11 protein-coding genes and 1 pseudogene are annotated in these 12,524 nt (G+C 48.1%); 4 read left to right on the top strand and 8 right to left on the bottom strand.

Translation table 11 applies throughout. The features are described from left to right. The first annotated feature begins 69 nt into the window (after window positions 1-69). The 4 genes from OCV81_RS08495 (at window position 70) to OCV81_RS08480 (ending at window position 5,516) form a co-directional block, all read left to right on the top strand. A complete protein-coding gene (locus OCV81_RS08495; protein ID WP_204435066.1) occupies window positions 70-558 on the top strand; it encodes a helix-turn-helix domain-containing protein in 489 nt (162 codons plus the stop codon). After that, window positions 512-976: a transposase family protein gene (locus OCV81_RS08490; RefSeq protein ID WP_148329646.1), complete on the top strand. Its 465-nt coding sequence runs from the start codon at window positions 512-514 to the stop codon at window positions 974-976. Before OCV81_RS08495 ends, OCV81_RS08490 begins: the two co-directional genes overlap by 47 nt. A 133-nt stretch (window positions 977-1,109) precedes the next feature. Further along, window positions 1,110-3,197 (top strand): hypothetical protein, encoded by a 2,088-nt coding sequence (locus OCV81_RS08485; RefSeq protein ID WP_262640291.1) that lies wholly within the window; start codon window positions 1,110-1,112, stop codon window positions 3,195-3,197. A gap of 45 nt (window positions 3,198-3,242) precedes the next feature. Beyond that, complete coding sequence (locus OCV81_RS08480) at window positions 3,243-5,516, top strand: hypothetical protein (protein ID WP_148329644.1); 2,274 nt, start codon at window positions 3,243-3,245, stop codon at window positions 5,514-5,516. A 148-nt stretch (window positions 5,517-5,664) separates the two neighbouring features. Here the strand turns inward: OCV81_RS08480 and cbiB are convergent, their stop codons facing one another. The 8 genes and pseudogenes from cbiB to OCV81_RS08445 all read right to left on the bottom strand — a co-directional run bounded on the left by cbiB (window position 5,665) and on the right by OCV81_RS08445 (window position 12,492). Next, a complete protein-coding gene (gene cbiB / locus OCV81_RS08475) occupies window positions 5,665-6,603 on the bottom strand; it encodes an adenosylcobinamide-phosphate synthase CbiB (protein WP_148329643.1) in 939 nt (312 codons plus the stop codon). Beyond that, on the bottom strand, window positions 6,588-7,598 hold the full coding sequence (locus OCV81_RS08470; RefSeq protein WP_148329642.1) for a threonine-phosphate decarboxylase: 1,011 nt from the start codon (window positions 7,596-7,598) through the stop codon (window positions 6,588-6,590). The genes cbiB and OCV81_RS08470 overlap by 16 nt, the downstream gene beginning before the upstream one ends. Continuing rightward, the gene (locus tag OCV81_RS08465; RefSeq protein WP_394802528.1) at window positions 7,591-9,099 is read right to left on the bottom strand and encodes a cobyric acid synthase; all 1,509 of its coding nucleotides are present in this window, start codon (window positions 9,097-9,099) and stop codon (window positions 7,591-7,593) included. The genes OCV81_RS08470 and OCV81_RS08465 overlap by 8 nt, the downstream gene beginning before the upstream one ends. Continuing rightward, a pseudogene (cobC, locus tag OCV81_RS17855) lies at window positions 9,100-9,609 on the bottom strand (alpha-ribazole phosphatase); the annotation flags it as partial. Between the two features lie 13 nt (window positions 9,610-9,622). Then, on the bottom strand, window positions 9,623-10,369 hold the full coding sequence (locus OCV81_RS08460; RefSeq protein ID WP_262640290.1) for an adenosylcobinamide-GDP ribazoletransferase: 747 nt from the start codon (window positions 10,367-10,369) through the stop codon (window positions 9,623-9,625). Window positions 10,370-10,373: 4 nt separating this feature from the next. Then, window positions 10,374-11,414 (bottom strand): nicotinate-nucleotide--dimethylbenzimidazole phosphoribosyltransferase, encoded by a 1,041-nt coding sequence (gene cobT / locus OCV81_RS08455; RefSeq protein WP_148329639.1) that lies wholly within the window; start codon window positions 11,412-11,414, stop codon window positions 10,374-10,376. A gap of 3 nt (window positions 11,415-11,417) precedes the next feature. Then, on the bottom strand, window positions 11,418-11,927 hold the full coding sequence (gene cobU / locus OCV81_RS08450) for a bifunctional adenosylcobinamide kinase/adenosylcobinamide-phosphate guanylyltransferase (protein WP_148329638.1): 510 nt from the start codon (window positions 11,925-11,927) through the stop codon (window positions 11,418-11,420). Between the two features lie 151 nt (window positions 11,928-12,078). Next, window positions 12,079-12,492: a DUF5606 family protein gene (locus OCV81_RS08445; protein WP_148329637.1), complete on the bottom strand. Its 414-nt coding sequence runs from the start codon at window positions 12,490-12,492 to the stop codon at window positions 12,079-12,081. Between the last annotated feature and the right edge of the window lie 32 nt (window positions 12,493-12,524).

Here is a 12,524-nt window from a genome sequence, read left to right as displayed (position 1 = left end):
TAGAGTTTATATCGAATAATTGATTAAAGCGTTCTTTGACTTATCTTTGTGGTCTAAAAGGTTCAATTGATGTATTACGACAAGATTCGCCACCGTTATAGCCAAGTGCTTGCAGCGACAGGATTAACTCCTGCTGAGTTTGATGCCTTGCTAATAACTTTCAAGTACCATTGGGATGAATATTACAGCCATTTTACCTTGGAAGGTAAAGTGCGTCAACGCATATCTTACAACAGGAAGACCAGTGTATTGCCTCTGATTCAGGACAAAATGTTCTTCATATTGGTATATCTGAAGACCAATCCCCTTCAGGAACTCCATGCCATTCAGTTTGAGATGACCCAGCCCCAGGCCAATAGATGGATTCACCTTCTTTCGGAGATTCTCCGGCGTACATTGAAAACGCTTGGTGAATTGCCGGACCGTAACTCCAAACGTCTGATACACATTCTTCAAGGATGCGAAGAAGTCTTATTGGACGGAACCGAGCGGCCTATTCAACGCCCTTTGGATGAAGACAGGCAGTCCGCATGCTATAGTGGTAAAAAAAACTCATAGCATAAAGAATAACCTGCTATGTACCAACAATCTTAGGATTGTATGGCTGAGTTCCACATACGAAGGTCATGTCCATGACAAAAAGATTTGTGATGAAGAACCTCTTCTACTCCCCAAAGGTATCAGGCTTTGGCAAGATACAGGCTTCACCGGACACAGACCGGATGGAGCTGAAATATGCATGCCCAAGAAGAAACCTAAAGGAAAAGAGCTTACTACTGTTGAAAAACAAGAGAACAAGCGGATTTCCGGAATCAGGATTAAAGTGGAGCATGCCATAGGTGGTATGAAAAAATGCCGTATTGCTAAAGAACGATTCAGATGCCATAAATTCGGTTTCGAAGATATGGTGATTCTTATTGCTTGTGGATTACACAACTTCAGAATCACGCACAAAATGAGTCATATAATAAATTAATCTATATAAAGTCTAATATATACTTACATTGGCAAGCGCCGGCTTATTTTTACTGAGTGGATGCAACCATGAAGACGTTCAGCACACGCAGGAAGCCACAGGAACATTAGCCGTTCACTTTTCAAGAACGGGAATGACAAACGGAACAGCCAGCGACACAGAATCACAAATAACCACACTCAATGCCTACCGTTTTGAGAATGGGATATTAAAAGAAACATTTAATTCCCTACAAATAAACGAAGAAGGTACGTGCCAGCTTCAAATTGAACAACGGAAAGGAAGCCTGTATTTTCTGGCCAACAGCACAAAGGTTATTGCTAAGGAAAACCTTCAGAAGGATATCACTACATTGAATGACTTTCTGAAACTGACAGCCACATCAGAAGAAATGACATCTGAAAACTTGCTGATGGGCGGAAAAGCTAACCTGAACATTGAAAGCAGTTCTTTATCGATTGCGCTAAAACGTGCGGTAGCCCGTATTGATTTGGATTCACCCTTCCAAGATGCAGAGGTAAACAGTGTAATTATAAAGGAAATAGCATTGACCGGATTTGTCAATGAACAAGATGCCAATCAGTCACCTGAAGAATTTGAAAAGACCAGTTTGACAAAAGATTTTGGAGATCAGCCCTTTAAAAATGGGAAGACGACTCTATTCTATCTCCCGGAACAATATACAAACGGACATGAAGTGGAAATCATGATGACCGCAAACGGAGGATGGCACCGACTGAAAACGACCCTTCCGGCACTAAAACGTAATACTATCTATACATTAAAAGTATATGGAAATGGAGCAGACCTGAAAGTAGAAGTGTTGACCGATAACTGGGAAAGCGGATCGTCTTCTGATTCTGACCTTTCTTACAAAGGACTTGTGGATAAAGAAAACTCCAAACTATCAGAAGGAGTCATCCTGAATGCACTCTGTGATACAGTGTTCGTTCCTTGTTGGGAAAGTAGTTTTCAACTCACTCTGGCAGCTGAGACAGGTGCGGAAGTAAGCATTCAGGGACAAGCCAATGGCGTAAATATCACTCCAGTCAGCCTGTCACGGAATCTTTCCCCCGTAGCACAATTCAATGTATCCAGTTCACAAAAAATGCCAGGCAGTACATACGAATACATTTATTTGGATGTACACAAAGGGAACTTGCAGACAGGAAGAGTCGTATTGGTATTCATGCCCAATCCAGTCTCTGTCAAAGGAGCCATCCAGTTTGACGAGAACGGAGTATGCAATTTCAACCGATACATCGATGGAGAACTAGGAGAAATCACTGTTCCGGAAGGAAAGGTACTGGAACTGAAATTCAACGAAGGAGAGTCCCAATGGATGAAACTGACCGACGAAGGAAACAATACCTACCGTCTACTGGGAGGATGGAAACCCAATGACCCTCATGCTGACGGAAGGGAACAAATTGGTGAGCTGATTATCTCCGACACTAATGGAGGACATCCGGAAACCTATACCATCAAACGTTTGAACTGGGGATTACCAGTAATAAACATAAATGGAGTATGGTGGTGTAAATATAACCTGAGAGGTAACGCAAAGAATTTTAACGACCAGATTCTAATTCATACAGATCCGGCAAAAGATAAAAGTCTGGCTGAATATTTAACCAATTGTTCCGATGAAGAATTTCTGAATATTTTGGGAGACCAATATCAGGCGGGAAATCTCAATGGATTAAAACTGACTCATAACGACAGCATCTTCTATTACGAAGGCTATAAAAACCAGTCAGACAATTTTGGTACATTGAATCCCACCTCTATGGCACCCGACGGATATCAGATTCCGGATTATAACAATTACCGTTTCTACACATGGGGAACAAACTGTAACCTGGCCTATTACAACCCTGGCGCTTTTAATAACGGCCTGGGACAGCGTCTGAATTTCAATGTAGTAGAACGCAACGCAACCTTCAAAGGGCTACAGTATGGACCGATTACCTTCTATGACTTCGAATATGGAGGAAATCATCTGACTCTGTGCGGATTGGGACATCAATGGAGTGAAACCAGTATCTCCAGTATGATGATTCTATTCGCCACGTATGGTAATTCAGGAAGCACTTGGCTAATAGAAGGGTATGCACAAAGTACTGGAAAAGGAAACTGGTTCAAATATGCAGCCAACAATGCGCAAAAAACTCGTACCATCCGATGTGTCAAGACTCCGGTAGAGTACATTTATGAATAAATGAATTGAAATAAAAATTTGAAAACAGACAAGTAAACCATCAATATGCACATAAAAAAATACATACAATTTTTCGGTATACTTTCCACCGTATTCCTGACAACCTCCTGTAACGAGGAGATGACAAAAGAAGGCATTGACAATGCACACATACGGACTGTAAAAGCTGATATCGGTGTGTTCAGCATCGACGGCAGAAACGCAGCTTTACCGGAAGAAGGACAGATTAATGAATTACAGGCCTGTTTGTTTGAAAACGGAATACTGACAGAAATCTATACCGAGTTCGGACAAGAGAATAACCAATATGTGTTACAAACTGACCAACAATCGGGACACCTCTACATGTTAGCCAATACTGCCGACCGAATTAATTTGCAAGAAATGAAGAATCGTAGTATTTCTGAAGAGGAATGGCTGAAAGTCACTCTTTCCAACACGGAAGGCAATATACATGCGGCTGATTTCTTCTCCGGTATGCTTGACTTGTCACAAAATACAGGAAGCATGACTCTGAAAAGAGGAACAGCTCGTTTCGACCTGTCCATCCGAACCCTTAAATCGGTGCAGGTAGAACAAGTGGTGCTGAAAAATATGACGAAACAATCCTATCTCTTTCAACAGAATCCAGTATCTGCACCAGAGAATGAAACAGTACAGGACATTGCTACAGACTTTCCACAAGCCTTGGAAACCAGTACGGAAGGGATTGCTTATGTCTATGAACAGAGCGGAACAGATCTGAAAGTCTGTATCAAAATGAAAGTAGAAGGACAGAGTAGAACTGTAGAAGCCAATCTTCCGGCTATCCTGAAAAGAAATACAGTCTATACTTTGAACATCGGTACAGACCCGGTGACAACAGATATCACATTAAGTGTCATCGAATGGGAAGACGGAGGTGATCATACGCTTGCTTCTGAAGCTGGCAGTTTGAAAGTCGACACAAAAGCTTCCGACCTACCTGGAACCGTTACAGTTACAGCAGACAAGAACCGTGTGATTCTTCCTTATATGGCTACAGAACTGACACTGGCTGTGGATTGTGACGATGAACTGGAATTCATTCCAGATGAAATGCCACTGACTGTAGAAACCTTGGGAGGAACGAGCCCGGAAACAATGGGAAAAAACTTGTTCCGCATACAGAAGGAAAGATGGAGACTGGGAGTACCTGGAAAAGAAATCAAACTACGTTTCCATCGCAAGGGATTGAATCAAACCTATCCAGACGACTACCTTACACTGGTTTTGTCTGATAATCCAACTAAAATAGAAGGACTGATTCAATACAATGATAGCTACGTATACGATTTCGGACGTTATATCGACAATGAACTGGGAATACTGACCCTGCCGGAATCCAAGAAACTGACCGTAGAATATGAAAGCGGTGAGGATCACTGGATCAAACTGGCAGAAAGAAACGAAACGGTCAACTCATTCCGTGTTCTGGGTGGATGGAAGCCTAATGACCAAACAGCCAACGGACGAGAACAAAAAGCAAAACTAGTAATCTGCAACATCGATGGTTCTGAAAGGGAGGAATATACCGTCATCCGCCGTAACTGGGGACTTCCGGTAACTTACCTCAATGGAGTATGGTGGTGTAAATATAACGCCATGGGCGACTCAAAGAATTTCAATGACCAGATCTTATCCTCAGACGATCCGGCAGCCAAAGAAGGGAAAAGCCTTTTTGACTATTTGCGCGACTGTACGGCAGAAGAGTTTTTCAACTTATGGAAATGGCAGTACCAAGGCAAAACAACACAAGGTATGCAGGTGATTGATGACAATGGAGTAGCCAAAATGGAAGGATACGGAACTTCCACTGTCCATATCAATAAACTGCCATCAACTGCCATGGCTCCCGACGGATACGAACTTCCTTCCATGGAAAACTTTGAAAGAGTTCTGAATTCTACCAGCGGATATATCTGGATGATGTGGGATGGAGGGCATACCACTGCTTGGAATGGTGGCAGCAACATCCAGCGACGCCAACGGCGAAGAAATGACATCACTGTTGGAACAGTAGCAATGAGTGACTTGATTTACATCCAAATGTACAATCAGGCTGAATCACAATACGAACCACTTGTATGGTACGGTCCTGGAGCTCAATGGGATGCCAACGGTATCAAGCATGCACACTATAATTCGATGTTGTGGGCAACTTATTCTCCTGACAACGGACAAGGATGGTACTTCGTAGGTGCAATGAACGCTTACTATCCAGCTAAAAACGGAGCCGGTTCGAGTGACACCCGTATCCTCCGATTCAAAAAGTCTGATGTAGAATACATCTATCAATAAACATAAAATATCCTTGTGCTTGAATTCAAACGCAAGGATGTTTTATTGAAACGCCTTTACGTTTAAATGAAAATGACTTTGCATTTCAATCTAAACGTAAAGGCGTTTCTTCTATTCACTAGAAAATGGACTTTCCCTCGAAAATCTTTCAAGAAACAATCCAATAAACTACGGCCATCAGCAACAGCATCAATCCCTCTGCCAACCGATTGATACGAATGGCCCGACGCATGTCGTCACTATTTATCGAACGAGGATTGCTGCCGATGAAGGGCTTGTAGACTGTTTCCCCGAAATACTCGTGCGGCCCGCCAAAACGACAGTTCAGGATACCGGCCAAAGCCGCTTCCGGATAGCCGGAATTGGGACTGGCATGCATCCGGCCATAATGAGCCACAAACTTCAGCAACGACCAGCGACCGGACACCAGTACCATAAGCAGGGCGGTCAGTCGGGCCGGAAGATAATTGGCCACATCGTCTATACGGGCAGCCCAGCAACCGAAGTCCTTGTAACGCGAGTTCCGGTAGCCTATCATGGAATCGAGGGTATTCACCATCTTATACGCCAGCATACCGGGCACGCCCAACAGGAAATACCAGAAAAGAGGGGCAATCACCCCGTCGCTCAGGTTCTCGGCCAAGGTTTCCAAGGCTGCCGTACGTACCTCTTGGTCCGACAAGGCAGAAGTGTCCCGACCTACGATGCGCGACACTTGTTTCCGTCCGGCTTCCAAGGAGATGTCGGCAGCTTCAAATACCCTCCGCACCTCGTCTATCAAGGTTTTTCCGGCCAGGCAATAGAATACGGCTACTACCGAAAGGATTACCTTTAACCAGGGATGTATCCGATTGGCTCCTTCCAACAGCCCCCAGCTCACGAAAAAGACCAACAGAATCAGCCCCACGGCTGTCAGCGCTCCGTTCCGCTTGCGGTGTACACCCTGATTACCCCGCCGTTCACACCGGGCTATCAGTTTTCCGAACCCTACCACCGGATGAGGCAGCCACAAAGGGTCGCCCAATAACTTATCAAGCAAGCATCCTCCCAACAGGGGAATCAGTACCATTTCTATCCACGTATCCATTCGCGTATGCCTTCAATTAATAAATTATTTTCTTCTTCTGTCTGTATCGCAATGCGGAAATAACGAGTGTCCAGTCCCTCAAAATTGGATGCATCCCGAATGAGCAGCCCATGACGTTCGGCCAAATAGGCTTTCAGGTCGGACGCACTTCCCCTCCGCAAACGGGCCAGGAAATAGTGGGTATCCGAAGGGAGCACCTCTACCCCACCCGTAGCTTCCAGTGCCTCGGCCACCCGTTTCCGTTCTGCCAGCAAGGCCGGTACCTCCATCCGGTAGTCGCCCAAATGACGCAACAAATACTGTCCGGCTTCCACGGCCAACGCATTCACCGACCACGGCATGCGGCAGGCGCGTATCCGCTGAAGAAGGGCTTCGTTTCCCGTCACGGCACCCAGTCTCAGTCCCGGTACCGCAAAACATTTGGTCATGGAATGTAACAGCAAGACATTGGGACGGGCCACGGTCTCGGCCACAGAAAGCACCTCTTTCTCCGTAAAAAGCGCGTACGACTGGTCGATGACAAACAAGGTCCGGGGATACTGCGTAATCAAACGCCGCAGCGTATCCGCCTCCCACGTCTGCCCCGTCGGGTTGTTCGGATTGCACAGCCAGCATATCCCTTCTTCCTCCGTCAAGGCCTCCACGCTGGAGATACCTTCTACCCGATGGGCGTGCAGACAACAGGCATCGGCATACTCGCTGAACGTAGGTATCCATACCTGGGAACGACTGCCCCGAAAAGCCTGCGCGATGAGGTAAATGGCCTCCGTAGCCCCGTTGGTCACGCACACTTCCTCCGGACGCGCCCCATACAGCCGGGCCAATTCTACCCCCAGCGTATAGGGTTCCGGTTCCGGATAGGAACGGATGCACGAGAGCCGTTCGACCAGATAGCAGTTCAACCCGTCATGATTCACCCGGTGATACACATTCGAACTGAAATTAGCCCGAATATGCGCATAGCGAAAGGCATCGTCTCCGTGTCCGTTAATCATTTTTCGTCAGTATTTGATAAAGCAACGGCAGGTTCAGGTGCTTCCGCACATGGTCTGCCAGTTTGTTGTATTGTTCTTCCTTAAAAGCGACATAATCCAATGCCGGTTGCGTCAGTTTTTCGGCATAAGGTGCCAACAACCACTCGATAACTGCCGGATTATCCAGTATCCCATGAATGTAGGAACCCGCACATTTCCGGTCTGCCACACATCCGTCTGGAGTTCCATCCTCCAGATAAACCAATGGAGCCATTGTCTCCCCTTCTACTGCCGAGGTACGTCCCATGTGGATTTCATACCCCATACAATCCGGCGTATCGGATTTTAGGAAAGAGAAACGCACCTGACGCGTCACCTTCTCCCCCTCCATGACCGTTTCCACCGGCAGCAGTCCCAGTCCCGGCAACTGACGGACATCGCCTTCCACTCCGTCAGGGTCGGCAATGCGTTGTCCCATCATTTGGTAGCCACCGCAGATTCCCATGACGGTTGCCCCGTGGCGGCGGGCCTGAAGAATGGCCTGTGCCACCCCGTTACGGCGCAGTTCATACAAATCGCCGAGGGTGTTCTTGCTTCCTGGCAACAGGATGATATCGGCTTTCAGCAAATCGTCCACGTTGTTCGTGTAGTACAGATTCACCCGTGCGTCATGCTCCAGCATATTGAAATCGGTAAAATTGGACAGGTGACGGAGTAAGACCACCGCCACATTGACCTTTCCCTGCACCGCTTTCCGCTGTTTCTGGGAAAGTTCCACCGAGTCCTCTTCTTCGATGTAAATATCCTGATAGTACGGTATTACGCCCAGTACCGGAATGCCGCAAATCTCTTCCAGCATCTTCACACCCGGCTCAAACAGACGAAGGTCGCCACGGAACTTATTGACGATGATTCCTTTGATGCGCTTGCGGTCTTCCGGAGTCTGCAACGCCACCGAACCGTAGGCACTGGCAAACACACCTCCCCGGTCGATATCGGCTACCAGAATCACATCGGCATGAGCATGACGCGCCATGGGAAGATTCACCAAATCGGTATCCTTCAGGTTGAGTTCCGAGATACTGCCGGCCCCCTCCATCACTATCGGATTGTAACGGGCTGCCAGCCGGTCGAAGGCCTGATTGACTTCCCGACGCAGCTCCTCACGCCCTTCAGTACGGAAATATTCATACGCACTCCGGTTGCCGATGGGTTTGCCGTTCAGCACCACCTGGGTAGTCCGGTCGGAAGTGGATTTCAGCAACAAGGGATTCATGTCAGTATGGCAAGGCACACCCGCTGCCTCGGCCTGCACCGCCTGTGCCCGACCAATCTCCAGTCCTTCGGGTGTGGCATACGAATTGAGCGCCATATTCTGAGCCTTGAACGGGGCCGGATGATACCCATCCTGCAAGAAAATACGGCACAAGGCCGCAGCCAGCACACTCTTCCCCACGTCACTGCCCGTACCAGCCAGCATGACCGGATGCAAGCGGGGAAGCGGCAAATCGATTTCCACCATTCCCCCGTAAGGAGGCAATGCCTGCATGGCATCTTCCAGTCTCACCTTTCCCGCATAGACCTGCGCAGCCACCAGTACCCCGCCATGGGCAAAAATCAGCACCGGACCTGAAGTACGGTCCAAATGGTCCAGAAAATCGGATACCCGGGCCAGCACGTCCATGAAAGACTCTCCGCCGGTAGTACGTACCCGCAGGTAATCCTGGTACCACTCCTGAATACGTGGATCGGTGATTTCATCAAACCGCTGCATCTCCCACTCGCCCATGTACATCTCTTTCAACCGGTCGTCACGTTCCGCATCTGGGAAGCCGCAATAGGCGGCCAGGCGCGTGCAACGGGACAACGGACTGGCATACACACGGGTAAAGCCGATGCCGGTGCGCCGGATGGCTTCCTTGCACACCGCCGCTTCTTCTTCAAACGAAGCCCGCAGAGGCACATCAGTCTGACCGTAACACGTACCGGAAGGCACATCGACCGAAGTATGTCGAACCAAATATACTTTCATCTTCTATTTATCCTTAAAAATTATAAGTAACTGCCACCGCTCCCAGCCAGCACACCAACTCGCACAACAGGAACAGGGCTCCGCAACAATCGCCGGTATATCCTCCCAGCCGATGCTTGAGCAAACACACCAATGCGGCAAAAAGCACGCAGGGAAACAACAGCATCCCCCAATAGGCAGCAGGCAGCAAACACAGAGGCAACAATCCCCCTACCGCATTGGCCATCCACTCCGAAGTACTCATGCGGGTATAGACCACCTTGGCCTTACTTTCTTCCACCTTCCGGGCATAGGGCAGGAACACCAGCATAAAACTGCACACAAACTTGCAAAAAGGGTCGGCCACCCACAACACCCAGGGGATAACCGGCACCGGCAAAGAAACAAGCAGGGAAAACGACAACAGGTAATACAGAATCAGCCCCAGCACTCCGTAACTCCCGATATGGGAGTCCTTCATGATACGAAGAATCCCTTCCCGATCGCGTCCTCCGCCAAAACCGTCGAAGAAATCGGCCAAGCCGTCTTCATGCAAGGCACCCGTGAGAAAAAGACGAGCACACAATGCCAGCAACACCGCTACGTGGATTGGAAACCACAGGGAAAAAAGCCAAAAGGCAAGGGCCATCACCCCACCCGTGAGCCATCCGCACAGGCTCCAATAGCTCACTACGTGCCGGAAACATTCAGAAAGCACAGAGCAAATCCGCCAGAAAGGAAGACGGGTGAAAAACATCAAAGCAGCCAACAAATTATGCATACGCTTAGAAATATTTGGTAATGGAAGCATGCGCAAAGTTGTCCATCTCATTCAACATCCGCACGGCAGAATCGAGTATCGGATAGGCACAGACCGAACCGCTTCCTTCTCCCAAGCGCAATCCCAAATTCAATAACGGACGGGTATGCAGATAGTCCAACAAGAGTTTGTGGCCACTCTCATCGCCCTGATGTCCGTACACGGCATACGAAAGCACTTCCGGATACAGGCGGGAGGCTGCCAACATGCAGTTGGTCATGATGAATCCATCTACCAGAATGACCATGCGCAGCTCGGCTGCACGCAGCATGCCGCCTACGGCCATCATCATCTCATACCCTCCGAAACGGCACAGGATTTCTTCTACCGTATGGTCGCCGGAGAAATTTTGAAGGGCCCGCTGAAGCACTTTGAACTTATGGGTCATGGCTTCGCCATACAAACCGCTGCCAGCACCGACGCACTGTTCCAAGGGGATTCCCGTCAGGCAGCTCATCCACAGAGAGGAAGCGGAAGTGTTTCCCACTCCCATCTCACCAAAACTGAGGACGTTGCAACCAGCTTCCTTCACCCGGTCCACACATTGTGTACCTCGCTCCAGACACAAATCCATCTCTTCGGGAGTCATCGCATCGCCGTACAGGAAATTACGGGTACCCCGGCGTACCTTCATATTGACAATTCCTTTTTCGTAGGGCAAGTCGTAATCCACTCCGGCATCGACAATCACCAGTCGGAAACCGTGCTGGCGACACAGGAAATTGATGCCTGCCCCTCCGTGAAGGAAATTGCTGATTTGCTGCCAGGTAATTTCTTTAGGAGATGCACTGACTCCTTCTTCCACAATACCGTGGTCGGCCGCAAAAAGCAGGTTGTGCGGACATTTTAAGGAAGGTGACAAAGTCTGCTGTATCATACACACCTGCAAAGCCAGTTCTTCCAAACGCCCCAGAGAACCCTTGGGCTTCGTCAAGTTGTCAATCTTTTCACGGGCTGCCTGTTCCAGCTCCGGACAGGCTATAGGAGAAATAGTAAATTTACGCATGATTTATCCTTTCACTTTAAGCGGAATACCAGAAACCATCAGAACTACTTGGTCGGCTTTGGAAGCGATGTACTGATTCATCCAACCCTGCAGGTCGGTAAATCGGCGCTGTACTTCATTGGGGGAAACGCCTCCCATCCCAATCTCATTGGTCACAAAGATAAACGTCGCCTCCTGTGCGGTAAAGCGGTCGAATTCCCGCTTCAAGGCCTCCAAGGCCAAGGTTACATCCTGCAGCTCCACAAAATAGTTTGTACACCAAAGCGTCACACAGTCGATTACGGCCACCCGGCCGGTGATGTCGTGACGGCTCAGCTCCTTTTCTTCCTCGATGTTCGTCCATTCCGGACCCCGGTTCTGCTGATGCCGCTCCACCCGCTTCCGGAATTTCTCGTCCCAGATTTTCGCCGTAGCAATGTACACCGGCGATGCCGTCAGTTCATGAGCCAGCCGTTCGGCATAACTGCTCTTTCCCGACCGCTCACCACCTGTAATCAATATAATCTTTTTCATTTCTTCCTTACCGTCGTTTGAGGCTTCCGTGGTTATATAATAAAAAAACTGTCTTAGGACAAATGCCGCACTCCGTAGCCGGAACAACGCATCCGTTTGTCCTGAGACAGTTTACTTTCTTCTCACCGTACGCTAACCGTACGTATTTCGTTTATTCGGCCGCTTTTTCTGTTTCTACAAAATCAGTTTCTCCGTTTGAAACCAGCAGGTTATACCACTGAATCAGTTTCTTGATGTCGCTGGTATGTACACGGTCGCGGTCGTAATTCGGCAACACTTCCGCCATAAATGCATGCAACTCTTCTGCAGAGGCTTTCTTGTAGTCCAACGCGGTCACGTTACCGTTTTCTTTTTTCTTGACAGATTCCAGCACTTCACTCAGAGGCACTTCCTCTGCATCCGTATACATTGCGATATCGCCCAATGAAATTACTTTATCGCTGGCATAAACTGGAACTCTTTTCTTTTCTGCACTGACGGTTTCCACAATCAGCATATTTTTTGCCTGAGAAATCAGTTTATACAAACCAGGTTTCCCTGCAATAGCTAAAATAGTTTTCAACATTTTTTCCTATATGATTAAAATTAATTACAAGT

Origin of the sequence: Phocaeicola fibrisolvens, from assembly GCF_025567125.1 — a bacterium.
Lineage (GTDB): Bacteria > Bacteroidota > Bacteroidia > Bacteroidales > Bacteroidaceae > Phocaeicola > Phocaeicola fibrisolvens.
This window is presented reverse-complemented; position numbering and strand designations above follow the sequence as displayed.